General features: G+C 74.5%; 25 protein-coding genes and 1 riboswitch. Of the genes, 16 read left to right on the top strand and 9 right to left on the bottom strand.

Going from position 1 to position 21,559, the window contains the following annotated elements; translation table 11 throughout:
* The first annotated feature begins 38 nt into the window (after positions 1 to 38).
* The 5 genes from BMZ16_RS16625 (at position 39) to BMZ16_RS16605 (ending at position 4,683) form a co-directional block, all read left to right on the top strand.
* The gene (locus BMZ16_RS16625) at positions 39 to 998 is read left to right on the top strand and encodes a sugar phosphate isomerase/epimerase family protein (protein ID WP_089802541.1); all 960 of its coding nucleotides are present in this window, start codon (positions 39 to 41) and stop codon (positions 996 to 998) included.
* A complete protein-coding gene (locus BMZ16_RS16620; RefSeq protein ID WP_089802539.1) occupies positions 995 to 1,882 on the top strand; it encodes an NAD(P)-dependent oxidoreductase in 888 nt (295 codons plus the stop codon). The genes BMZ16_RS16625 and BMZ16_RS16620 overlap by 4 nt, the downstream gene beginning before the upstream one ends.
* A complete protein-coding gene (locus BMZ16_RS16615; RefSeq protein WP_369822651.1) occupies positions 1,876 to 3,648 on the top strand; it encodes a dihydroxyacetone kinase family protein in 1,773 nt (590 codons plus the stop codon). Before BMZ16_RS16620 ends, BMZ16_RS16615 begins: the two co-directional genes overlap by 7 nt.
* On the top strand, positions 3,645 to 4,151 hold the full coding sequence (locus BMZ16_RS16610; protein ID WP_089802537.1) for a ribose-5-phosphate isomerase: 507 nt from the start codon (positions 3,645 to 3,647) through the stop codon (positions 4,149 to 4,151). Before BMZ16_RS16615 ends, BMZ16_RS16610 begins: the two co-directional genes overlap by 4 nt.
* A 127-nt stretch (positions 4,152 to 4,278) precedes the next feature.
* Positions 4,279 to 4,342, top strand: a riboswitch (guanidine-III (ykkC-III) riboswitch).
* A gap of 11 nt (positions 4,343 to 4,353) precedes the next feature.
* On the top strand, positions 4,354 to 4,683 hold the full coding sequence (locus BMZ16_RS16605; protein ID WP_218143383.1) for a DMT family transporter: 330 nt from the start codon (positions 4,354 to 4,356) through the stop codon (positions 4,681 to 4,683).
* A gap of 25 nt (positions 4,684 to 4,708) precedes the next feature.
* Here BMZ16_RS16605 and BMZ16_RS16600 read toward each other — a convergent pair whose 3' ends face one another.
* Together BMZ16_RS16600 and BMZ16_RS19430 are read right to left on the bottom strand one after the other, a co-directional pair.
* On the bottom strand, positions 4,709 to 5,092 hold the full coding sequence (locus BMZ16_RS16600) for a PIN domain-containing protein (RefSeq protein WP_089802535.1): 384 nt from the start codon (positions 5,090 to 5,092) through the stop codon (positions 4,709 to 4,711).
* Complete coding sequence (locus BMZ16_RS19430; protein WP_177199754.1) at positions 5,089 to 5,232, bottom strand: hypothetical protein; 144 nt, start codon at positions 5,230 to 5,232, stop codon at positions 5,089 to 5,091. The genes BMZ16_RS16600 and BMZ16_RS19430 overlap by 4 nt, the downstream gene beginning before the upstream one ends.
* Between BMZ16_RS19430 and BMZ16_RS16595 the strand changes: the two genes are divergently transcribed.
* Entirely contained in the window at positions 5,224 to 5,406 is a 183-nt protein-coding gene (locus BMZ16_RS16595; RefSeq protein WP_089802534.1) for a hypothetical protein, read from the top strand. The two genes, BMZ16_RS19430 and BMZ16_RS16595, sit on opposite strands and share 9 nt — an antisense overlap.
* A 4-nt stretch (positions 5,407 to 5,410) precedes the next feature.
* On the opposite strand, the gene BMZ16_RS16590 is transcribed toward BMZ16_RS16595, so the two are convergent.
* Complete coding sequence (locus tag BMZ16_RS16590; RefSeq protein ID WP_089802532.1) at positions 5,411 to 7,267, bottom strand: ABC transporter ATP-binding protein; 1,857 nt, start codon at positions 7,265 to 7,267, stop codon at positions 5,411 to 5,413.
* A 287-nt stretch (positions 7,268 to 7,554) separates the two neighbouring features.
* Here BMZ16_RS16590 and BMZ16_RS16585 point away from each other — a divergent pair, with 287 nt between their 5' ends.
* The 8 genes from BMZ16_RS16585 (at position 7,555) to bla (ending at position 14,359) form a co-directional block, all read left to right on the top strand.
* Positions 7,555 to 8,940 carry an MFS transporter gene (locus BMZ16_RS16585; RefSeq protein WP_089802946.1) on the top strand — a complete coding sequence of 462 codons (1,386 nt, stop codon included), beginning with the start codon at positions 7,555 to 7,557 and terminating at the stop codon, positions 8,938 to 8,940.
* A 38-nt stretch (positions 8,941 to 8,978) separates the two neighbouring features.
* Positions 8,979 to 9,497 (top strand): MarR family winged helix-turn-helix transcriptional regulator, encoded by a 519-nt coding sequence (locus tag BMZ16_RS16580; RefSeq protein ID WP_255366762.1) that lies wholly within the window; start codon positions 8,979 to 8,981, stop codon positions 9,495 to 9,497.
* Between the two features lie 33 nt (positions 9,498 to 9,530).
* The gene (locus tag BMZ16_RS16575; protein WP_089802527.1) at positions 9,531 to 10,313 is read left to right on the top strand and encodes a MerR family transcriptional regulator; all 783 of its coding nucleotides are present in this window, start codon (positions 9,531 to 9,533) and stop codon (positions 10,311 to 10,313) included.
* A gap of 690 nt (positions 10,314 to 11,003) precedes the next feature.
* Positions 11,004 to 11,312 carry a type II toxin-antitoxin system TacA family antitoxin gene (locus tag BMZ16_RS16570; RefSeq protein ID WP_177199753.1) on the top strand — a complete coding sequence of 103 codons (309 nt, stop codon included), beginning with the start codon at positions 11,004 to 11,006 and terminating at the stop codon, positions 11,310 to 11,312.
* 242 nt (positions 11,313 to 11,554) lie between these two features.
* Positions 11,555 to 12,124: a small multidrug efflux protein gene (locus tag BMZ16_RS16565; protein WP_177199752.1), complete on the top strand. Its 570-nt coding sequence runs from the start codon at positions 11,555 to 11,557 to the stop codon at positions 12,122 to 12,124.
* 105 nt (positions 12,125 to 12,229) lie between these two features.
* Positions 12,230 to 12,877, top strand: a complete 648-nt coding sequence (locus BMZ16_RS16560; protein WP_089802523.1) for a hypothetical protein — start codon at positions 12,230 to 12,232, stop codon at positions 12,875 to 12,877.
* 67 nt (positions 12,878 to 12,944) lie between these two features.
* Entirely contained in the window at positions 12,945 to 13,397 is a 453-nt protein-coding gene (locus tag BMZ16_RS16555; protein ID WP_089802521.1) for a VOC family protein, read from the top strand.
* Positions 13,394 to 14,359 (top strand): class A beta-lactamase, encoded by a 966-nt coding sequence (gene bla / locus BMZ16_RS16550; RefSeq protein ID WP_218143382.1) that lies wholly within the window; start codon positions 13,394 to 13,396, stop codon positions 14,357 to 14,359. The genes BMZ16_RS16555 and bla overlap by 4 nt, the downstream gene beginning before the upstream one ends.
* Before the next feature lie 16 nt (positions 14,360 to 14,375).
* On the opposite strand, the gene BMZ16_RS16545 is transcribed toward bla, so the two are convergent.
* Positions 14,376 to 15,257 (bottom strand): alpha/beta hydrolase, encoded by an 882-nt coding sequence (locus tag BMZ16_RS16545; RefSeq protein WP_089802519.1) that lies wholly within the window; start codon positions 15,255 to 15,257, stop codon positions 14,376 to 14,378.
* Between the two features lie 137 nt (positions 15,258 to 15,394).
* Here BMZ16_RS16545 and BMZ16_RS16540 point away from each other — a divergent pair, with 137 nt between their 5' ends.
* Positions 15,395 to 16,630, top strand: coding sequence for a DNA glycosylase AlkZ-like family protein (locus BMZ16_RS16540; protein WP_089802517.1), 1,236 nt, complete (start codon positions 15,395 to 15,397; stop codon positions 16,628 to 16,630).
* Here the strand turns inward: BMZ16_RS16540 and BMZ16_RS16535 are convergent.
* Together BMZ16_RS16535 and BMZ16_RS16530 are read right to left on the bottom strand one after the other, a co-directional pair.
* On the bottom strand, positions 16,534 to 17,400 hold the full coding sequence (locus BMZ16_RS16535; RefSeq protein WP_089802515.1) for a metal-dependent hydrolase: 867 nt from the start codon (positions 17,398 to 17,400) through the stop codon (positions 16,534 to 16,536). The genes BMZ16_RS16540 and BMZ16_RS16535 overlap by 97 nt on opposite strands.
* Positions 17,401 to 17,683: 283 nt before the next feature.
* The gene (locus tag BMZ16_RS16530; RefSeq protein WP_089802940.1) at positions 17,684 to 18,058 is read right to left on the bottom strand and encodes an ArsR/SmtB family transcription factor; all 375 of its coding nucleotides are present in this window, start codon (positions 18,056 to 18,058) and stop codon (positions 17,684 to 17,686) included.
* A 102-nt stretch (positions 18,059 to 18,160) separates the two neighbouring features.
* Between BMZ16_RS16530 and arsM the strand changes: the two genes are divergently transcribed.
* Positions 18,161 to 18,928, top strand: coding sequence for an arsenite methyltransferase (gene arsM / locus BMZ16_RS16525; RefSeq protein ID WP_089802513.1), 768 nt, complete (start codon positions 18,161 to 18,163; stop codon positions 18,926 to 18,928).
* A 29-nt stretch (positions 18,929 to 18,957) separates the two neighbouring features.
* On the opposite strand, the gene BMZ16_RS16520 is transcribed toward arsM, so the two are convergent.
* Genes BMZ16_RS16520 through arsB form a run of 3 tightly spaced genes read right to left on the bottom strand, consistent with a single transcriptional unit; the run spans position 18,958 to position 21,510 of the window.
* Entirely contained in the window at positions 18,958 to 19,377 is a 420-nt protein-coding gene (locus BMZ16_RS16520) for an arsenate reductase ArsC (RefSeq protein ID WP_089802511.1), read from the bottom strand.
* Between the two features lie 16 nt (positions 19,378 to 19,393).
* A complete protein-coding gene (locus BMZ16_RS16515) occupies positions 19,394 to 20,410 on the bottom strand; it encodes a metalloregulator ArsR/SmtB family transcription factor (protein WP_089802509.1) in 1,017 nt (338 codons plus the stop codon).
* Positions 20,407 to 21,510 (bottom strand): ACR3 family arsenite efflux transporter, encoded by a 1,104-nt coding sequence (gene arsB, locus BMZ16_RS16510; RefSeq protein WP_089802507.1) that lies wholly within the window; start codon positions 21,508 to 21,510, stop codon positions 20,407 to 20,409. The genes BMZ16_RS16515 and arsB overlap by 4 nt, the downstream gene beginning before the upstream one ends.
* Between the last annotated feature and the right edge of the window lie 49 nt (positions 21,511 to 21,559).

The raw sequence follows: 21,559 nt of genomic DNA, 5'->3' as shown, positions 1-21,559 counted from the left end.
CGCCCACCGTCCCGACAACCGAAGAAGGTCCGTCCACGATGTCCGACACCCGCCTCACCAGCGACCGGTGGCCGATCGCCGCCGCGATGCTCCCGTTCCCCGCCTCGCAGGACGCCCCGGCCGACACCTGGGTCGACCACCTCGCCCAGGTGGCGTACGAGGGGTTCACGGAGGTCGACCTCACCGACTCCTGGATCCAGCCGGGCGACCTGTCGCCGGCGCGCATCGAGGAGCTGCGTGAGGCGCTGACGACCGTCGGGCTGGACCCGATCGCGCTGTCCGCGATCCGCCGCTCGGTGATCGACCCCGAGACGGGTGACGAGAACCTCGCGTACTCGCACCGCACCATCGACGCGGCGGCCGCGCTGGGCACGAAGATCGTCAGCGTCGGGCTGCACCGCCCGCTGCTGCCCGCGCAGCGCGAGGTGCTGTGGTTCTGGACCGAGGAGGGGCCGGCCGACTCGACCGACCCCGAGACGTGGGCGCTCGCGGTCTCGCGGCTGCGCGAGCTCGGCGAGCACGCCGCGCAGGTCGGCGTCGAGCTGTCCCTCGAGATGTACGAGGACACCCTGCTCGGCACCGCCGAGTCGGCGGTCCGCCTCGTGAAGGACATCGACCACCCGAGCGTCGGCCTCAACCCCGACCTCGGCAACCTCATCCGCCTGCACCGGCCGATCGAGGACTTCCAGGCCGCCGTCGCCGCGTGCCTGCCGGTGTCGAACTACTGGCACGTGAAGAGCTACTTCCGCGACGAGGACCGGAACACCGGGTCGTACGTCGCGCTGCCCGCCCCCATGGAGATGGGCATGGTCAGCTACCGCACCGCCATCCGCACCGCCGTCGAGGCCGGGTTCACCGGTCCGTTCTGCGTCGAGCACTACGGCGGCGACGGGCTGTCCGTCTCCGCGCGCAACGCGCGGTACATCCGCCGCATGCTCGCCGTCGCCACGGGCGAGGCCCGCGAGCAGGTCCTGCGCACCGCGGCGGCCGCCCGATGAGCGCCCGGGTCGCGGTCCTCGGGCTCGGGGCCATGGGGCTGCCCATGGCCACCGCGCTCGCGCGGACGTTCGACGTGGTCGCGTTCGACATCGCCCCCGAGCGCGTGGCGCTCGCCGTGGAGGCGGGGGCCACCGGCGCGACGACGGTCGCGGAGGCCTGCTCCGGCACCGACGTCGTCGTCGTCGGGGTGCGTGACGGCGCCCAGCTCGACGCGCTCGTGCTCGGCGAGGGCGGCGTCGCCGACTCGCTGGCCGCCGGTGCCGTCGTCGTCGTGACGTCGACGGTGGGGGAGTCGGCGGTCGTGTCCGTCGCGGCCGCGCTCGCCGCCCGCGGCGTGCTCACGGTCGACGCGCCCGTGTCCGGCGGGCCCGTGCGCGCCGGCAACGGCGACCTGCTCATCATGGTCGGCGCGGACGACGCGGCCCTCACGGCGGCCCGGCCGGTGCTCGACGCGATGTCCTCGTCGCTCACGGTCGTCGGCGGCATCGGTGCCGGTCAGCAGCTCAAGACCGTCAACCAGCTGCTGTGCGGCATCCACACCGCCGCCGCCTCGGAGGCGCTGGCCCTCGCGCACCGCATGGGCCTCGACCTCGACGCGTGCATCGAGGTGCTCGGCCAGGGTGCGGCGGCGTCGTTCATGCTCGCCGACCGTGGCCCGCGCATCGCCGCCCAGCTGCGGGGCGAGACCCCGCCGCTGCGCTCGCGCCTCGACGTCATCGGCAAGGACATGGGGATCGTCGGGGACCTGACGCGGCAGCTGAAGGTCGCCACCCCCGTCGCCGCGGCCGCCGAGCAGCTCTACCGCACGGTGTCCGCCGCCGGCCACGACGCCGACGACGACTCGGTCGTCGCGACGATGCTGGCCAAGGAGCAGACGTGGTGAGGCCCCTGGCCGACGACCCGGCGCGGTTCGTCGACGACGCGCTCGACGGGTTCGTCGACCTGTACGCCGACCAGGTGCGGCGCGTGCCCGGCGGCGTCGTGCGCGCGACGCCCGCCCCGGCCTCCGAGGTCGCGGTCGTGGTCGGCGGCGGGTCGGGGCACTACCCGGCGTTCTGCGGGCTGGTCGGCCCCGGCTACGCGCACGGCGCGGTCGTCGGCAACGTGTTCACGTCGCCCTCGACGGCCGACGCGGTGTCGGTCGGCGCGGCGGCCGCGGGGGACGCGGGCGTGCTGCTGCTCACCGGCAACTACGCCGGCGACGTCATGAACTTCACGCTCGCCCGCGACGAGCTGCGCGCGCGCGGCATCCCCGCGGAGTTCCTCGTCGTGACCGACGACGTCGCGTCCGCACCGGTCGACGAGGCGCACCGCCGCCGCGGCATCGCGGGCGACCACGTCGTGTTCAAGGTCGCCGGGGCCGCCGCCGCGGAGGGGCTGTCGTTCGACGAGGTCGTCGCCGCGGCGCGCCACGCCAACGACCGCACCCGCACGCTGGGCGTCGCGTTCGACGGCTGCACGCTGCCCGGTGCCGACCAGCCGCTGTTCACCGTGCCGGAGGGCACGGTCGGGCTGGGCGTCGGCATCCACGGCGAGCCCGGGATCGGCGAGATGGCCGCGTGCACCGCGAGCGAGCTCGCCGCCCTCCTGGTCGAGCGGCTCCTGACCGAGAAGCCGGCCGACGCGGGTCCGCGCGTGGGCGTCGTGCTCAACGGCCTGGGCCGCACCAAGTACGAGGAGCTGTTCGTCCTCTGGCGTGCCGTGCGCCCGCTGCTCGACGCCGCGGGGCTGCACGCCGTGCAGCCGGACGTCGGCGAGCTCGTCACGAGCCTCGACATGTCGGGCTGCTCGCTGACGCTCGTGTGGCTCGACGACGACCTCGAGCGCTGGTGGTGCGCACCGGCGCACACGCCGGCCTACCGGCGGGGGCACGTGGGGTCCACCGGCACCACGGCCAGGGTCGCCGCGCCGTCGGCTGCGGAGCGGACGGTCGAGGCCTCGGCGACGACCACGCCGTCGCAGGACGCGGCCCGGGTCCTGGACCCGACGGACGCGGCCGAGGCGCAGGTCGTCGTCGCGGCGCTGGCACGCGTCCAGGAGCTCCTCACGGAGCTCGAGCCCGAGCTGGGCCGGCTGGACGCCGTCGCCGGCGACGGTGACCACGGCCGCGGCATGCTGCGCGGTGCGAGTGCCGCGGCGGAGGCTGCCGCGGCCGCCGCCGACGCGGGCCACGGAGCGGTCGCGTGCCTGCGGGACGCGGGCCGCGCCTGGGCCGACCGCGCCGGTGGCACGTCCGGCGTCCTGTGGGGTGCGGGCATCGGTGCCGTCGCGCACGCGCTCGCCGCCCGACCGGTGGCGGACCCGTCCGCACGGGCGGCCGCGGCCGCACGCGCAGGTGTCGCCGCCGTCGTCACGCTGGGTGGTGCGCAGCAGGGCGACAAGACCATGGTCGACGCCGCGGAGCCGTTCGCCGCCGCGTTCGAGCAGGCCGCGGGCGCGGGCGGCACGCTCGCCGCGGCGTGGGACGCGGCGATCGAGGCCGCACGCACCGCGGCGCAGGCCACCGCGGACCTGCGTCCGCGTCTCGGCCGTGCCCGTCCGCTCGCCGAGCGCAGCGTGGGCACGCCCGACCCCGGCGCCGTGTCGTTCGCCGCGATCGTGGCGGCCGTCCGGTCGACCGTCGTACCCGAGGGAGAGGAGACGCCGTGAGCGTCGCGAGGATCGTGGTCGGCGCCGACGAGGCCGGCCTGACGTACAAGGACGCGCTCGCCGACCTGCTGCGCGCCGACCCGCGCGTGGAGGTGGTCGAGGACGTCGGCGTGCACGCCGACGACGACACCGCGTACCCGCACGTGGCGGTGGCGGCGGCCCGCAAGGTCGCCGAGGGCGCGGCCGACCGCGCGCTGCTGGTCTGCGGCACGGGTCTGGGCATGGCGATCGCCGCCAACAAGGTGCCCGGCGTGCGCGCGGTGACGGCGCACGACACCTTCTCGGTGCAGCGCTCCGTGCTCTCCAACGACGCGCAGGTGCTCTGCCTGGGGCAGCGCGTCATCGGCCTGGAGCTGGCGAAGGTGCTGGTCCGCGAGTGGCTGGACCACGAGTTCGACACGACGTCGGCGTCCGCCGCGAAGGTCGACGTGATCCGCGGGTACGAGGCCGAGGGCACGACGGCGCAGGACGCCGCCGCCGAGGGCGGCACCGGGGGCTGCTGACCACGCGGGCCGGGCGCAGGAGCGGGAGGGGACTCCTGCGCCCGGGGACCCGGTGGCCGTGAGGTCGGCGACGCGCCGCGGGTGTTGCACCGCCCGCGGTCGGGCGTGCGAGCATGGGCCCGGGCCCGGCTCCCCGCACGGGCCCCCGGACGAGGGGCGCCGTACCCGGAGAGCGACAAGACGGCAGCCGCGGAGGTCTGCCGTGTCCGCCACGTCCGTCGCCTGGGTCGTGCTCGTCGTGTCCGGGCTGTTCGAGGCCGTCTGGGCCACCGCCCTGGGGCGGTCCGAGGGGTTCACCCGGCTCGGCCCCACCGTCGTCTTCGGCCTCGCGCTGCTCGTGTCCATGGGCGGCCTGGCCTACGCGATGCGTGAGCTGCCGACCGGCACGTCGTACGCCGTGTGGGTCGGGATCGGCGCGTCCGTGACCGTCGCGTTCGCGATGGTGACGGGTGCCGAGCCCGCGAGCCTGGTGAAGATCCTGCTGATCCTGGGGATCGTCGGGTGCGTGGTCGGGCTGAAGCTCGTCCACTGAGGGCCGCGCCGGGCGAGCGCGGGGCTTACGGCGCGCGGACCTCGAGCACGTCGTCCAGGCCCGCGAAGTCCCGGGCGTTGCGCGTGACGAGCGCGGCGCCGTGAGCATGCGCCGTCGCCGCGATGAGCAGGTCGAACGCCCGCGCACGCGGCTGCCGGCCGGCAGCGACGGCCTTCGCCGCCAGCAGCGCGTAGCTCGACGCGACCGCGTCGTCGATCGGGAGTGCCGCCAGCGCTCTCTCCGCGCTCGACAGCACGCGCATCCGTGCCGCGCGCGTCTCAGGGGTGCGGGCGACGAGGACGCCGAACCGCAGCTCGGCCAGCGTGGCCGTGCTGATCGCCGCTTCGGCGTCGGGGTCGGTCGGCACGAGTCCGTCGATGAGGACGTTCGTGTCGAGGACCAGCCTCACCGGTCGCTGCCGCGCTCGAACGGGTCCACGACCTCACCGTCGACGAGTGCCGTGTCCTGGGTCTCGGTGTGCGGGCCGGCGAGCTCGACGACGCGCGGGCCCGCCTGGACGCCGACGCCCTGGCCGTTCTCGTGACGCACGCGGTGTCGTTCGGGGGCGCTCGGACCGACGCCCTCGCCCTGGCGGACATCACGGTCGACGACGACGGTGTGCGGATGGCGCGCGTCGCCGGGCGCACGGGCGAACGTGGGTGGTGGTGGTTCCGCGTGCCGGACTCCGGACCGATCGTGCGCGACCTCGAGCGGTACACCTGACGGGTCAGACCACCGCCGCCGGCGCGAACTGCGTCCGGTACAGGTCCGCGTACAGCCCGCCGCGCGCCAGCAGCTCGGCGTGCGTGCCGGTCTCGACGACCTGCCCGGCGTCGACGACGACGATGAGGTCGGCCTGCCGCACGGTGGACAGCCGGTGCGCGATGACCAGGGACGTCCGTCCGACCAGCGCCTCGTCGAGGGCGGCCTGCACCGCGGCCTCGGACTCGGAGTCCAGGTGCGCGGTGGCCTCGTCGAGCACGACGACGTCGGGGGCCTTGAGCAGCAGGCGCGCGATCGCGAGGCGCTGACGCTCGCCGCCCGACAGGCGGTAGCCGCGGTCCCCGACGACGGTGTGGATGCCCTCGGGCAGGGAGGCGACGAGGTCCCACACGTGGGCGCCGCGCAGGGCGCGCTCGATGTCGTCGTCGGTGGCGTCGGGGCGGGCGAAGCGCAGGTTGCCCGCGATCGTGTCGTGGAACAGGTGCGCCTCCTGGCTGACGACGCCGACGGTGTCGCGCAGGGACGCGGCGGTGACGTCGCGCAGGTCCGCACCCGCGATGCGCACGGCGCCGCGCGTCGGGTCGTACATGCGGGTGACGAGCTGCGAGATCGTCGTCTTGCCGGCGCCGGACGGGCCGACGAGCGCGACCATCGCCCCGGCGGGGACCTGGAACGTGATGTCGCGCAGCGTGTCGGCCACGGGGTCGCGGCTCAGCGTGGCGACGGACTCGAGCGAGGCCAGCGAGACCTCGCCGGCGGACGGGTAGCGGAAGCCGACGTGGTCGAGCTCGAGGGTCGCGCCGTGGCGGGCCACCGCGGCGCGCAGGTCGGTGGCGTCGGGCTTCTCGCTGACGGTGGGCTCCAGGTCGAGCACCTCCAGGACGCGCTCGAACGACACGAGGGCCGTCATGACGTCGACCTGCACGTTCGACATGGCCGTCAGCGGGCCGTACAGCCGGCCGAGGTACGCGGCGAGCGCGACGACGACACCCACGGTGAGCTCGTCGCGGATCGCCAGGACGCCGCCGACGCCGTAGACGACGGCCGTGGCGATGGCCGCGACGGTGGTCAGGCCGATGCGGAACCACGTCGAGTACAGGGCGCGCTTGACGCCGATGTCCCGCACGCGGGCGGTCTGCTCGGCGTAGGCGGCGGACTCCCGGGCGGGGTCGCCGAAGACCTTGACGAGGTGCGCGCCGGCGACGTTGAACCGCTCGGTCATGGTCTGGGACGCGTCGGCGTTGAGCTCGTAGGACTCGCGCGTGATCCCGGCGATCTTGCGGCCGAACCACCGGGCGGGCAGCACGAACACGGGCACCAGGACGAGCGAGAGCAGCGTGAGCTGCCACGACATCGACAGCATCGCGGCGAGCACGAAGACGATGGTCAGCGAGTTGCTGACGACGTTGGACAGCGTCGCGGTGAAGGCCTGCTGCGCGCCGAGCACGTCGCCGTTGAGGCGCTGGACGAGCGCACCGGTCTTGGCGCGGCTGAAGAACGCGAGCGGCATGCGCTGCACGTGGTCGAACACGGCGGTGCGCAGGTCGTGGATGAGGCCCTCGCCGATGCGCGCGGACACCCAGCGCTCGCCGACGCCGAGCGCGGCGGAGACGACGGCCAGGCCGGCGACGACGGCGGCGATGGTGACGACCGTGCGGGTGTCGCCGGTGGCGATGCCGTCGTCGATGAGCCGCTGGAACAGCCAGGGGGTCGCGGCGCCGGCGGCGGCGCCGAGCGCGATGAGGACGAGGAAGACCGCGAGCTGGGCGCGGTAGGGGCGGGCGAAGGTGAGGATGCGGCGCAGGGTGCCGGGGGCGAGGCGCTGGCGCGCGACGTCACGGTCCTGGCTGAAGCCACGCATCCCGCGGCCGCCGGGAACGGGTCCGGGGTGGGTCAAGAGGACCTCCAGGGGTCGGAGGGCGCGGGGCGAGCCGCGCAACATGCTGAGGTTACCTCACCATGAGCAATGGTCACCTCTCAGGTATTCCCTCGTCCTCCGGCTCCCCGCATCCTGGAGGGTGCGAGATCGGCACCGCCGGAGCGGCGGTACCCCGACGACTTCTGCGGCCGGCGACGGTCGACCCCGGCAGACGTCACCCGCCCAGGAGGTCTCCCGTGCCCGACGACGCCAGCTCCCCGCCGACCGCGATGCGCACGTTCGGCCACCTGCTCGCCAACACCGCGGTGGCCAACCTCACGACGAACTACCTGTGGTGGGCGCTCACGTTCTGGGCGTACCTCGAGACCCGCTCCGTGCTGGCCACCGGCCTCATCGGCGGGGCGTACATGCTCGCCGTCTCGTTCAGCGCCGTCTTCTTCGGCAGCTTCGTCGACCACCACCGCAAGCTCGTCGTCATGCGGGCCTCGACGGTGTTCTCGCTGCTCGCGTTCTCGCTGGCGGGCGGGGTGTTCCTGGTGGTGCCGGAGCGGACCCTGCTCGACCTCGGCGCGCCGTGGTTCTGGGTCTTCGCGGGCATCATCCTCATCGGCGCGGTCGTCGAGCACATGCGCAACCTCGCGCTGTCGACGAGCGTGACGATCCTCGTGCCCGACGAGGACCGCGCGCGGGCGAACGGCCTGGTCGGCACGGTGCAGGGGGTCTCGTTCATCGCGACGAGCGTCGTCAGCGGCCTGTCGGTCGCGCTGCTGGGCATGGGCGGCACGCTCGTCGTCGTCCTCGGGCTGCTCGTCCTGACGATCGCGCACCTGCTGGTCGTGCGCTTCCCCGGTGACCGGGTCGCCGCCGCGACGGAGGGGACGGGTCGCGCAGCGATCGACCTGCGCGGGTCGATCGCCGTCGTCCGCGCCGCGCAGGGCCTGTTCGCGCTCATCGTGTTCGCGACGTTCAACAACCTCATCGGCGGCATCTACATGGCGCTCATGGACCCCTACGGGCTGGAGCTGTTCTCGGTCGAGATGTGGGGGCTCATGCTCGCGCTCGGCTCGACCGGCTTCCTCGTCGGTGGCGCGGTGGTGGCGGCCCGGGGCCTGGGGCGCAACCCGATGCGGACGATGCTGCTCGTCGTCGTCGTCATGGGTGTGCTCGGGGCCATGTTCACGATCCGGGAGTCGGCGGTGCTCTACGTCGCCGGGCTCTTCCTCTACATGTGCCTCATCCCCGTCGTCGAGGCCACCGAGCAGACGGTGCTGCAACGGGTCGTGCCGTTCGAGCGGCAGGGCCGGGTGTTCGGCCTGGCGATGGCGCTGGAGAGCGCCGCCGCACCGGTGGCGGCGTTCCTCGTGGCGCCGCTCGCCGAGCTGTGGATCCTGCCGTACGCCCGCTCCGACGCGGGCCGGGAGGCGCTGCGCCCGCTGCTCGGCGAGGGCGACGCCCGCGGCATCGCGCTCGTGTTCCTCGTCGGCGGCCTGACGATGGCGCTCGTCGCCGCTCTCGGGCTCCGCTCACGGGCGTACCGGACGATCTCGCGGACGTACCGGGAGGCGGCGCCGCAGGACGCGGGGACCGGGGAGGGGGCCGGTGGTCCAGAAGGCCGCCCTGCCGAAGGACAGCTGAGCGTGCCTCACCATGAGTGATGGTCACCTCTCGGGTGTTCCCCGGTAACGTCGGGGCCGTGACGGACGACGCGCAGGAACCGGACGGCGACCAGGCGCGCCCGGGGGACTGCGCGGCACCCGGGGGCACCGCGGGGCGGCCCCGACCCGACCGGAACCGTCCCTCCGAACCGTCCGAGGAGCTCCTGGAGCTCCTGCACGACGTGCTGCGCACCGTCCGCCGGGACGCCGCCGAGCGGCTCGGGGACGACATCACCCCCGGTCAGCTGCGCCTGCTGCGCACGCTCGACCGGTGCGACCGCCCGCGCCGCCTCGGCGAGCTGGCGGTCGCCCTCGACGTCGCGCCCCGCTCCGTGACCTCGAAGGTCGACCAGGCCGAGCAGGACGGCTGGGTCCGGCGCGTCCCCGACCCCGACGACCGCCGCGCGACGCTCGTCGAGCTCACCGACGCCGGCCACGACCTGCTCGACCGCATGTCCGCACGCCGCCACGAGGGCGCCCGCGCGCGGCTCGAGGTGCTCGACGACGACGAGCAGCGCACGCTGCTGGACCTGCTGCGGCGGGTCGCCCGCGACTGACCCCGACACCGCCGGCAACCGAGGAGCGCCCCCATGGCCTGGAGCACCAGCGAGCTCGCCGACCTGGCGGGGACGACCGTCAACACGGTCCGGCACTACCACCGGCTCGGGCTGCTCGCCGAGCCGGACCGCCGGTACAACGGGTACAAGAAGTACGGCGTGCCGCACCTGGTGCGCCTGCTGCGGATCCGTCGCCTCGCCGAGCTGGGCGTGCCGCTGGCCGAGGTCGACCGCGTGGCCGACAGCGCGGGCACGGCGGACCGGCTGCGGGAGGTGGACGCCGAGCTCGCCGTGAGGATCGAGCAGCTGCAGCAGGCGCGGGCCGAGATCGCCGCGATCCTCAGCAACCACGCGCCGCCCGACGTGCCTGCGGGGTTCGCGCCCGTCGCGGAGCACCTCACGGAGGTCGACCGGTCGATCCTCCACATCTACTCCAAGCTCTACGACGCCGACGCGATGGCCGACCTGCGGGACATGGTCGCCGAGGACGCCGAGGCCGGCGACGACGGCAAGGAGCTCGACGCGCTGCCGCCCGACGCTGATGAGCCGACGCGCCAGCGCGTCGCCGAGCAGATCGCGCAGGGCATCGCGCGCAACCTCGTCGACTACCCGTGGCTCAGCGATCCTGCGGGGCGCCTGGCGACGAGCGGGCGCGTCGCGCAGGAGACGTTCGTCGAGGCCGTGACGGCGCTGTACAACCCGGCGCAGCGTGACGTGCTGACACGCGCCGCGCTGCTCGGGTACCAGATCGCGCAGGAGGTCCTGGCGGCGCGCGGCGACGCTGACGGGGAGGGGTCGCCAGACACCGGGAGGTGAGGACGACTCGCTGCCGTGCCGCCTTGCCTGCGCGTCCCCGCGCCCCTCGAGGGTGGCCCCGGCAGCGACGCCCCATCTGGACGGAAGGCGCCCGGCAGATGCTCGTTGCTCGACCGTTCGACCCGGCGGCCCTCAAGCTGCACCGCTTCAGCTGCGGCGAGCCCGAGCTCGACGAGTGGCTGGCCAAGTACGCCGGGCAGAGCGAACGCAAGGACAACGTCCGGACGACGCTGCTCCTCGACGAGCAGCAGAGGCGTATCGCCGGGTACTACTCGATGCGTACCTTCGAGCTGGCTGCGGTCGACGCGACCTCCGGGACGGGACGCAGCCGGCGCTACCCGGTCCCGGCGATGCTGATCGCGCGGCTGGCTGTGGACAGCGACTACCAAGGCCGCGGCACGGGCCGCCTGCTCCTCTTCGACGCACTGAGGAGCTCGCCGCAGCGGCAGACGACATCGGGTTCGAGATGGTGGTCGTTCACGCCTTGCACGAGGACGCCGCGTGCTTCTACCTCAAGCACGGTTTCCAGCGGTTCCTCGACCACGAGCTCAGCCTCTTCATCACGACGAAAGATCTTCGCGCGACCTTCAGCACGTCCCGATCGGATTGATCTGTGTACATACCACGTGCGTACAGTAGAGGCTCGCGATGGCACATCGACCACCTGCCACGCCACCTCAAGGAGGAGAGATGCCCACCGCAACCGCGCGGTCCGAACGCCTCAACATGCGCGTGTCACCTGAAGCCCTGGCGACGATCCGTGAGGCCGCCGCAGCACAGCAGCAGGATGTGTCCGCCTTCGTCCTCGGCGCCGCGATGGAGCACGCACGCGATGTCCTCCTCCGTGACCGTGTCATCCAGCTGACGTCGCGCGAGCTCGACCAGGTCGACGCCGCGCTCGACGCCGAGCCCCGCGTGATCCCCGAGCTCGCAGCGCTCATCGACGCAGTCCGACACGACAAGCCGTCGCACGGCGTCATGAAGCTCGCATCGCACTGACTGACGAGCCCAGTCGCACCTACGCCGAGGGGCGGTCCCGAAGACCGGGGCCGCCCTTCTGTCATGTCGAGACCAATCGACGGCTGAGCTTCATCCCTGCCCATGTCGTCGTGCGCGGACCGGTGAACCCGGCGACGACCGCGCCCGTCCACCCACCCCTTGACCCTGTTCCGAGAACACGGTGTCTCCTCGGGCTCGTGATCGAGAACCGCTCGATCCGCGACTCGCAAGGAGACGACATCATGACCCCGTTGCAGGAGCTCATCGTCAGGTTCCAGGAGCTCGTGGCCCAGGTGCCTGAGTTCTTCCAGCCCTTCATCGTCATGCTCGCCGCCGCCGTCCCGTTCGTCGAGGGGGAGCTCGGCGCGATGGTGGGGCTCGTCGGCGGGCTGAACCCCGTCGTCGCGGGCGTCGCCGCCGCCACCGGCAACTTCCTGTCCGTGGCCCTCGTGGTGGCCTTCAGCGCACGCGCCCGCACGGCCGTCGTCGAACGGGCCCGCGTGAAGGCGACCGTCGGCGGCCCGGCCACCCCGGACGTCCACGTGGTCGACGGGTTCGCCGCGCCGGCGTCCACCCAGCCGCTGTCGAAGGGGCGCCAACGCGTCTACACGTGGCTCAACCGCTTCGGGGTCCCCGGGGCGAGCATCCTCGGCCCGCTCGCGATCCCGACGCAGTTCACCGCCGCGATCCTCGTCGCCAGCGGGAGCACTCGCCGTTGGGTCCTGCTCTGGCAGGCCGTGGCCATCGTGCTGTGGACGACCGTGACCACGGTGGGGCTCTGGCTCGCGCTCACCCACGTCGTGGGGGTCTGACGACATGAGACCCCGGATCGAGACCTCGCAGCGATGTCGCCGTCGCGGCCCTCGAAGCCGCGGCGGCACCCGCACACCCGAACCGGAGGACGACGAGGGGGACCCATGTCACGCACGACCGCAACGGCCCAGCCCGGCGACGGGCACGCACTGCCGCCCTACCGCCCCTGGCAGCTGCTCACCCGCTCCCTGTTCCACCTGCACCTGACGGACCCGGCCGGTGCACGGCGCACCTGGTCCGTCGACGTCCGGCACGGCGGTGACGACGACGGCGAGGTGCGGGCCGAGCTCTACGTCGACGGCCTGCACCACGCCACCGCGGTGCTCCCCGCCGCCTTCCCGGTGCCCGACGGCACGATCCAGGTCGCGGTCAGCGGCTACGGGCTGCGGCGCATCCACCACGTGGCGCACGACGGGACGGTGCGCCAGCTCATGCCCGACCCGGCCTCGGCCGAGGGGTGGCGTGCCCGTCTGGACCGGAACCACCCGGCGCTGAGCCGCGCGCTCGCGCTCGTGTCCGTGAGCGTGCTGCTCGTCGCGCTCGTGCTGGGCGCCCCGCAGATCGTCGAGCAGCTCACCGCGATCCCGCCCGTGGCGCAGGTCGTCGGCGGCCCGTGGACCGGCCCGTTCCACCTGTCGGAGACGGTCAACATCGCGCTCGTGGTCGCCACGGTCGCCGCGAGCACCGAGCGCGCGCTGCGGCTGCGCTACAGCCGCGTCCTCGACGGCGGGTTCTTCGGCGGTGACGAGTAGCGGCCCGGTGGCGGGGCGCCTGACCTCTGGGTGCGGGTGTCGGACCCCGGTGCCACCATCGATGGCCATGAGCGACGACACCTTCGGCACCATCCCGCCCGGTGAGCACGTCTCCAGCGGTGCGCCGCGCCTGCGCGCGACGTCGATCACCATCAGCACGCCCCGGCCGCACGACGCCGCGCGGTTCTACGCGCGGCTGCTCGGCGGGCGGATCAGCGTGCTCGACGAGGCGGCGCCGGACGACCCGGACGGCATCACGTGGGCCCAGGTCAAGCCTCTGCCGGGCGAGGTGGGCATGACCATCAACCTCGAGCACGAGCGCGAGTGGAGCCCACCGGTGTGGCCCGCGCGCCCCGGGGAGCAGCGCTCGACCCAGCACCTCGACGTCCAGGTCGACGACCTGCCCGCGGCCGTGGCGTGGGCGCTGGAGTGCGGTGCGCGGGAGGCGTCGCCCCAGCCGCAGGACGACGTGCGGGTCATGCTCGACCCGGACGGGCACCCGTTCTGCCTGTTCCTGTGAGCGGCACGACGCGTCGTCCGCCGACGCGCCGGACCGTGCTGGGACTCGGCCTCGTCGCTCTCGCGGCCGCGTGCGCCCCGGCCCGTCCCGAGGCGGGCGTGACGCCGTCGCCCACGCGCGCGCCCACCGCGTCGCCGGTCCCCACGACGCCGCCCCCGCTCGACCTCACGGTCGCGCTCGCGGACGTCGAGGCGCGCCACGGCGTGCGGCTCGGCCTGCACGCGCTGGACACCGCGCAGGGCCGCACCGTCAGCCACCGTGCGGACGAGCGGTTCGCGTTCTGCTCGACGGTCAAGCCGCTCGCGGCGGCCGCCGTGCTCGCGTCCCGGGGCGTCGGCGGGCTGGACGAGGCCGTGCCGGTCACCGCGGACGACCTGGTGACGTACTCGCCCGTCGCCGAGACCCGGGTGGGCGTCGGCATGACGTGGCGCGAGCTGGGCGACGCGGCCGTCCGGTACAGCGACAACACCGCGGGCAACCTGCTGCTGCGCGGCGCGGGCGGCCCGGAGGGTCTGACGGCGTGGCTGCGGGGCGTCGGCGACGACGTCACGCGCAGCGACCGCTGGGAGCCGGACCTCAACGCGTTCACCCCCGGCGACGAGCGCGACACGAGCACGCCGCGGGCGCTCGCGGGCACGTACGGGGCACTCGTCGTCGGGGAGGTCCTCGCGCCCCCGGAGCGCGACGTGCTCACCGACTGGCTCGTCCGCAACACCACGGGCGACGCCCTCGTGCGGGCCGCGGCGCGGCCGGGGTGGACGGTCGGGGACAAGACGGGGTCGGGCGCGTACGGCACCCGCAACGACGTCGCGGTCGTGTGGCCGGGCACGCCGGACGGTGCGGCGGTCGTGCTGGCGATCTGCACGGACCAGGCGGTCCCCGACGCCGACACCGTCGATGCGCCGCTGGCCGAGGCCGCGCGCGTCGTGCTCGACGGGCTGGTCACGGCGCGCAGCACCTGACGGGGGGTGGCGGCGCTCAGCGCCCGAGGCGGTCGGCGAGGAACCGGCCGGCGCGGTCGAGGGCGAGGTCCGCCTCCTCCAGCCGTCCGGCGAAGTGCTGGAAGACGTGCGGCGCGCCGGCGACGACCTCCAGCACGACGTCGACGTGCGCCGAGGCGGCGCGTGCCGCGAGCCGGGTCGCGTCGTCGAGGAGCACCTCGTGGGAGCCCACCTGCACGAGCAGCGGCGGCAGTCCGTGCAGGTCGGCGTGCAGAGGGCTCGCGGTGGGATCGGACGGGTCGGCGCCCCCGAGGTAGAGGGCGGCGATCTGCGCGATCCCCGCCGCATCGAAGATCGGGTCCAGCGCCTCATGGGTGCGCAGGCTCTCGCCGGTCAGAGTGAGGTCGACCCACGGCGACATCGCGACGACGGCGGCCGGTAGCGGCAGACCGGCGTCCCGCGCGCGCAGCAGGACGGCCAGGGCCAGGCCGGCGCCGGCGGAGTCGCCGGCCAGGGCGATGCGCTCCGGCGGGTCCTGGTCGAGCAGCGCCCGGTAGGCGGCCACTCCGTCGTCGACCGCCGCCGGGAACACCGCCTCGGGCGCCAGCCGGTAGTCGAGCGAGACGGCGCTCGTCCCCGCGCGCCGGGCGAGGGCGGTGGCCAGCGCGAGCCCGGAGCGCGCCGAGCCGATCGAGTAGCCGCCTCCGTGCAGGTAGAGCAGCGCGCCTGCCGTCGTCGTCGGAGGTTCCGCCCTCAGGCCGGGGACGCCGCCGACCGTCACGGGAGTGACCGTGACGTCAGGTGCGGCGGGTCGCGCGCAGTAGGCCTCGAACCCCGCCCGCTGCTCCGCGAGGGACGCGGCCGCCGCGTCCCCACCGCGCAGCTCGCGCTCGATCTCGAGGAGCTGGTTCTCGGACATGCCGCCCCCGGACGTCGTTCCGATCTGTCCGTCCGACCGTACGTGCGGGCACCGACACGAGCTGCCGGCGGGCCCGGAACAGCAGCGCCGGCACCCGGCACTTCCGTCGAGCCCGGGCCTGCGGCACGCTGATCGATATGCGCGACGACGAGTCGGCGGGAACCGTGACGCGAGCCCAGGCCCTCGCGTGGCGGTTGGGACGCCACGGGCTGGTCCCGCCCGGGGGGTCCACGGCCGAGGACGTCGTCGGTGGGCTCGTCGCTCTCCCCGCGCAGTCCGACGTCGACCTCGCGGTGCGGGCGCGGCAGGCGGCGCCCGCGGCGGGGGAGGTCGCCGCGGCGCTCGCGGACGGCCGCCTGATCAGGACGTTCACCTTCCGCGGCAGCGTGCACGTCATGACGCCGGACGACGCGGCGGTGCACCTGGCGGTCCGCGGCTCCGGGCGGCAGTGGGAGCTGCTGAGCTGGCGTGAGCACTACGGCCTGGAGCCGGAGGACTGGCCGGCCTTCCGTGCGACCGTCCGCGAGGTCCTCGACGACGGGCCCCTCACGCACGACGAGCTGGTCGCCGCGCTCACCGCGCGGCCCGCGTACCGGCACCTCGGACCGGCGGTCGAGGGCGGGGCGTGGACCCTGCTCAAGGCGCTCGCCTGGCAGGGGGACCTCTGCCTGGGGCCGACCCGGGACCGCCGCACGACGCTGCAGGCGCTCGCGCACGTCCCGCGCTGGCCGGGCGTCCCGGACGTCGACGACGCCGGGCGCCGCGCGGTGGAGGCGTACGTCCGCGCGTACGGCCCGACGACGCCCGACGCCCTGCAGTACTGGCTCGGCAACGGGCTGAGTGCGGGGCGGCGGCTGGCACGGTGGACCGCCGAGATGGCCGACCGGCTCGCGACCGTGCAGGTCGAGGACCGCGACGCGTACGTGCTGCGCGAGGACCTCGACGACCTCCTCGCCACCGCGCCCACCGATGCGGTGCGCATGCTGCCCGGGCACGACCAGTGGGTGCTCGGGCCCGGCACGGCGGACCGCGACGTCGTCCCACCCGCGTGGCGGACCGCCGCGACCCGTGGGGCGCCGCTGGTGGTCGCCGGCGGCGTGGTCGCCGGGACGTGGTCCGAGCGCGACGGCGACCTGACCGTGGGGTGGGCGGGCGAGGGGCCGGCGGCCCGGGAGGCCCTCGCCGAGGGCGTCGAGCGCCTGGCGGTGGGCCTCGGTCGTCCGTTGCGGGTCACCGTCGACGCGGGGTGGCGCGACTCCTCACCTGGCGCAGCCCGTCAGCCCGGGAGCGGTGCCGTGCCGATGACCGCAGCCGCCGCGACCACGGCACCGGCGAGCTCGACGACGCGGCCGAGGACCGCGTCCGCGTCGTAGCCCAGCGAGGTCAGGGTGCCGGCGGCCACCGCGGTGGTGACCCCGTACGTCGCGTACAGCCCGACCGGTACGACCATCAGCCACTCGCGCCACGACCCGGCCGACCCCAGGACGGGCAGCGCGACGTTCCCTCCTGACCGCCACACGTCGCGCAGCACCGGGGTGCGTCGCCACCAGCGCGGCGGGCGCGGCTCCCACGGCCACAGCAGCGGCACCCCGCCCGTGGTGAGCAGGTCCCCGACGACGTGCACGCTCGCCCCGAGCCCGACGGCCACCGGCAGCCACGTCCACTCCGTCGGCGCGGCGACGGTGACGAACCCGGCCAGGGCGAGGGCCAGCGCCCACGCGTGCAGCCGCCGCGTCCCCGCGAGCCGCAGCGCCTGGGCGGCGAACGCGACCAGCAGCAGCGACAGCACCCCGGCGCCGAGCGCCAGCTCGCCCAGCGCCGCGGTGTCGACGGTCAGGTGCCCGGCCGCCCACGCGACACCGGTGAGCACCGCGATGCCCAGCAGCGAGTGCGTGCCGTTGCGGTGCCCGCCCGCGACGGCGCCGACGACGTCGCACACCCACTGCGACACCGGTGGCAGCGAGTTCGCGATCGTCGCGTCGTGGTGGTCGGCGTCCGGGGCGAGCGCGGCACCCGCGCACACGAGCGCGCCGGCCACGACGCCCAGCGGCGACACCGGGTACCAGCCGAGGGTGTACGGCGCGGTGGAGGCGACCGCCACCCACGCGGCCGCCCCGCAGGCGGCGTGGTGCGCCCCCATCATCGTGCGGCCGGTCCCGTCGCGTCCGTGCGGCGGGGCAGGACGGTCGCGGGGCGCACGGGGGCCTCCGGTGCAGGTCGAGGGGGTGGGTGACGCCCCACCTCAGCCGTTCGGGTGACCGGCGTCAAACGCCCGGTGTGTCCCACCGGGGCGTGTCCCACACCGGCACGCTGCCACGCCCCGGTCGACGGGTGGGCGGCCACCGGGCACGCCTCGGGTCGTGCCCGGTGGGCCGCCGGCTACGTCGGTGACGTCGGGAGCGCGGACCCGTGCACCGCCGTGGTGGTCATGCGTCGACCGCGTCGAGCAGGTGCTCACCGAGGTGGGCGGTGAGCGCGCGGACGGCGTCGGGGACGAGCGTGTAGTACGCCCAGACCCCGCGCTTCTCCCGGGTGACGAAGCCGGCGTCGGTGAGCACCTTGAGGTGGTGGGACACCGTCGGCTGCGACAGCCCGACCGGCCCGGTGAGGTCGCAGACGCACGCCTCGCCGCCGTCGTGGGCGGCGATGAGCGACAGCAGCCGCAGACGTGCCGGGTCGGCCAGCGCCTTGAGCGTGCGCGCGGTGCGCTCGGCGTCCTCGGCGCTCATCGTCGAGCCGGTGGCGGGGCTGCAGCAGCCCGTCGCCGCGGTCGAGGTCACCGGGATCAGGTCGAGGGCCATGCACCCCATCATGCGGGACGTATTGACAGAAGTCGATATTGACAGGCGCCGATGGCTGGTCCACGCTCGGGGATCGACAGGCGTCGATATGAAGGAGGAGACATGGCACAGGACATCCGGGAGCAGGTCCGGGCACGCTACGCGCTGGCAGCGGTGCAGGGCGGCGGGGACGCGGGCTGCTGCGGCGGGGACCCCGTCGGGGGGTGCGGGCCGACGGTGATCGACGAGCGGTTCGGCGCCGGGCTGTACGGGGCGCAGGACGCCGCGGCGGTGCCGCCCGAGGCGCTGGCGGCGTCGCTGGGCTGCGGCAACCCGCTGATGGTCGCCGAGCTGCGCGACGGTGAGCGGGTGCTCGACCTGGGCTCCGGCGGCGGGATCGACGTGCTGCTGTCCGCGCGGCGTGTCGGAGCGACCGGGTTCGCCTACGGGGTCGACATGACCGACGAGATGCTGGACCTGGCCCGCGCCAATGCGGCCAGGGCCGGTGCGACGAACGTGGAGTTCCGCAAGGGCACGATCGAGGACCTCCCGCTGGACGACGCGACGGTCGACGTCGTCATCTCCAACTGCGTGGTGAACCTGTCCCCGGACAAGCCGGCGGTCCTGGCCGAGGCGTTCCGCGTCCTGGTGCCCGGGGGCCGGTTCGGGATCTCCGACGTCGTCGCCGAGGACCACCTGACGCCCGAGCAGCGCGCCGAGCGCGGGTCGTACGTGGGGTGCATCGCCGGGGCGCTGTCGCGCACCGAGTACCTCGGGGGCCTGGCGGCGGCGGGGTTCGTCGACGCAACGGTCGAGTTCACCCACACCGTCGCCGACGGCATGCACGGCGCGGTCGTGCGCGCCCGCAAGCCCGGACCCCAGGACGCGTGATCGACGGGCGGTTCGCCGGCGCGAGCCGCTCAGGCGGTGACGGGCTCGACGCCGAGCTCGGCCAGCAGCGTCAGGACGCGGCCGCGGATCTCGTCACGGATCGGGCGGACCGCCTCGATGCCCTGGCCGGCCGGGTCGGCCAGGGCCCAGTCCTCGTACCGCCTGCCGGGGAAGATCGGGCAGGTGTCGCCGCAGCCCATGGTGATGACGACGTCGGACGCCTTGACCGCGTCGGCCGTGAGGACCTGGGGGCGTTCGGCCCGGATGTCGATGCCCTCCTCGAGCATCGCCTCCACGGCGACCGGGTTGATCTGCTCGGCGGGAGCGGACCCGGCGGAGCGGACCTCGACGGCGCCGCCGGACAGGTGCCGCAGGTAGCCCGCGGCCATCTGGGAGCGGCCGGCGTTGTGCACGCAGACGAACAGGGCGGACGGCGTGGTGTCGCTCATCGGGTCTCCACAGGGGTCACGTGCTGGGCAGGATCAGGTCGGGCAGCAGGTCGGTGAGGAGCGCGCGGACGCGCCGGTCGATCTCGTCGCGGATCGCGCGGACGCCGGCCTCGGACGCGAGGGCCGGGTCGCCGACGACCCAGTCCTCGTACCGCTTGCCGGGCAGGACCGGGCAGGTGTCGCCGCAGCCCATGGTGATGACGACGTCCGCCGCCCGGACGGCGTCGTCGGTGAGCGGCTTGGGGTACGCGTCGTCGTCCGCGCCGAGCTCGGCCAGCAGCCGGCGGACCGCGGCGTGCACGTCCGCGGCGGGTGTGGACCCGGCGGAGCGGACGGTGACGGCGTCGCCGGCGTGGTGGCGCAGCAGGGCGGCGGCGAGCTGAGACCGGCCGGCGTTGGCGACGCACACGAAGAGCACCTGCGGGCGGGTGCCCGCGACGTCCAGCGCCCGCACGGTGTCGGTCAGCCGCTGGTGGGCGAACCGCTCGGTGTTGACGACCAGGTGCGAGCGGACCGTGGAGGACCGGGCCAGACCGGTGTACGACTCGCGGACCACGCTGAGCACCGCGTCGGGGTCACGGTCGGGGAAGGTCGCGGCGAGCCGGTCGGCGATCCGCACGAGGGCGTCCTCGGCGTCGGTGAGCCCGGCCAGCGGCACCACGGTCGAGGCCTCCATCGCTGCCGGGGCGAAGGAGTCGAGCAGCGTGGTGACCGCACCGCGCAGCGCCGGCCGCACTCGGTAGTACACCCAGGTCCCGCGGCGCTCGGACGTCAGCAGGCCGACGTCCTTGAGCAGCCGGAGGTGGTGGGAGACCGTCGGCTGGGAGACGTCGGCGACCGTGGCCAGGTCGCACACGCACGCCTCACCGGTCGGCGTGGCCGCGATCAGCGACAGCATCCGCAGGCGCAGCGGGTCACCCAGGGCCTTGAGGGTGGCGGCGACGTGCGCCGCGGCGTCGGCTCCCATCGCGTGGTCGGCGGGCGAGGTCTGCGGCGTGCAGCCACCGCCTGCGGTGACGGCGGTCGTGGTCATGAGCGTGCCTCCTGCGGCTCGGCGGTGGAGGGGGAGGTCGAGGAGGGCGGGAACCAGCGGTCCCGCGCCCAGAGGCTGACGTAGACCAGCGCGACCAGGACGGGGACCTCGATCAGCGGACCGACCACACCGGCCAGCGCCTGGCCCGAGGTCGCACCGAACGTCCCGATCGCCACCGCGATCGCGAGCTCGAAGTTGTTGCCCGCGGCGGTGAACGCCAGCGTCGTCGACCGCGCGTAACCCAGCCCGAGGCCGCGTCCGGCGGCCAGGCCCACGGCCCACATGACCCCGAAGTAGACCAGCAGCGGCAGCGCGATCCGGGCGACGTCGAGCGGTCGCGACGTGACGGCCTCACCCTGCAGGGCGAACAGCAGCACGATCGTGAACAGCAGCCCGTACAGCGCCCAGGGACCCACCCGCGGGACGAACCGCTCCTCGTACCAGTCGCGTCCGTGCGCCCGCTCGCCGATCCACCGGGAGGCGAAGCCGGCGAGCAGCGGGATGCCGAGGAACACGGCGACGTTGACCGCGATCTGCCCCACGGAGACGTCCAGCCCCGCGGAGTCCAGGCCCAGCCGGCCCGGCAGCACCGTGAGGTAGAACCAGCCCAGCAGTGAGAACGCCACCACCTGGAACACCGAGTTGACCGCGACCAGCACCGCGGCGGCCTCACGGTCGCCGCAGGCGAGGTCGTTCCAGATCACGACCATCGCGATGCACCGTGCCAGGCCCACGACGATGAGCCCGGTGCGGTACTCGGGCAGGTCGGGCAGCAGCAGCCAGGCGAGCGCGAACATCAGGGCCGGCCCGACGAGCCAGTTCAGCGCGAGCGAGCTCACCAGCAGGCGCCTGTCGCCCGTCACCGCCGCGACCCGGTCGTAACGGACCTTCGCGAGCACCGGGTACATCATCACCAGCAGCCCGAGCGCGATCGGCAGGGAGATGCCGCCGACCTCGAGGCGTACGAGCCCGTCACCGAGAGCAGGGACGAACCTGCCCAGCACCAGGCCGGCGACCATGGCCGTCCCGATCCAGGCCGGCAGCCAGCGGTCGAGCACCGAGAGTCGCAGCCTCGCGTCGCGAGGGGCTTGGATCGACATGGCTCTATATTGACAGCGATCGAACCAACTCCGCGCGAACGCGGGATGA

This window comes from Cellulomonas sp. KH9, from assembly GCF_900114185.1.
In the GTDB taxonomy this organism is placed as follows: Bacteria; Actinomycetota; Actinomycetes; order Actinomycetales; family Cellulomonadaceae; genus Cellulomonas.
Note: the sequence above shows the minus strand (reverse complement) of the source record. Positions and strands in the feature narration are given on the sequence as shown.

Coding starts and splice junctions, on each gene's coding strand:
- BMZ16_RS16590 (WP_089802532.1), bottom strand. CDS start 7,267: ATGCGTGGCTTCAGCCAGGACCGTGACGTCGCGCGCCAGCGCCTCGCC.
- BMZ16_RS16585 (WP_089802946.1), top strand. CDS start 7,555: ATGCGCACGTTCGGCCACCTGCTCGCCAACACCGCGGTGGCCAACCTC.
- BMZ16_RS16575 (WP_089802527.1), top strand. CDS start 9,531: ATGGCCTGGAGCACCAGCGAGCTCGCCGACCTGGCGGGGACGACCGTC.
- arsM (WP_089802513.1), top strand. CDS start 18,161: ATGGCACAGGACATCCGGGAGCAGGTCCGGGCACGCTACGCGCTGGCA.
- BMZ16_RS16625 (WP_089802541.1), top strand. CDS start 39: ATGTCCGACACCCGCCTCACCAGCGACCGGTGGCCGATCGCCGCCGCG.
- arsB (WP_089802507.1), bottom strand. CDS start 21,510: ATGTCGATCCAAGCCCCTCGCGACGCGAGGCTGCGACTCTCGGTGCTC.
- BMZ16_RS16535 (WP_089802515.1), bottom strand. CDS start 17,400: ATGATGGGGGCGCACCACGCCGCCTGCGGGGCGGCCGCGTGGGTGGCG.
- BMZ16_RS16540 (WP_089802517.1), top strand. CDS start 15,395: ATGCGCGACGACGAGTCGGCGGGAACCGTGACGCGAGCCCAGGCCCTC.
- BMZ16_RS16570 (WP_177199753.1), top strand. CDS start 11,004: ATGCCCACCGCAACCGCGCGGTCCGAACGCCTCAACATGCGCGTGTCA.
- BMZ16_RS16555 (WP_089802521.1), top strand. CDS start 12,945: ATGAGCGACGACACCTTCGGCACCATCCCGCCCGGTGAGCACGTCTCC.
- BMZ16_RS16545 (WP_089802519.1), bottom strand. CDS start 15,257: ATGTCCGAGAACCAGCTCCTCGAGATCGAGCGCGAGCTGCGCGGTGGG.
- BMZ16_RS16520 (WP_089802511.1), bottom strand. CDS start 19,377: ATGAGCGACACCACGCCGTCCGCCCTGTTCGTCTGCGTGCACAACGCC.
- BMZ16_RS16530 (WP_089802940.1), bottom strand. CDS start 18,058: ATGGCCCTCGACCTGATCCCGGTGACCTCGACCGCGGCGACGGGCTGC.
- BMZ16_RS16560 (WP_089802523.1), top strand. CDS start 12,230: ATGTCACGCACGACCGCAACGGCCCAGCCCGGCGACGGGCACGCACTG.
- BMZ16_RS16515 (WP_089802509.1), bottom strand. CDS start 20,410: ATGACCACGACCGCCGTCACCGCAGGCGGTGGCTGCACGCCGCAGACC.
- BMZ16_RS16565 (WP_177199752.1), top strand. CDS start 11,555: ATGACCCCGTTGCAGGAGCTCATCGTCAGGTTCCAGGAGCTCGTGGCC.
- BMZ16_RS16620 (WP_089802539.1), top strand. CDS start 995: ATGAGCGCCCGGGTCGCGGTCCTCGGGCTCGGGGCCATGGGGCTGCCC.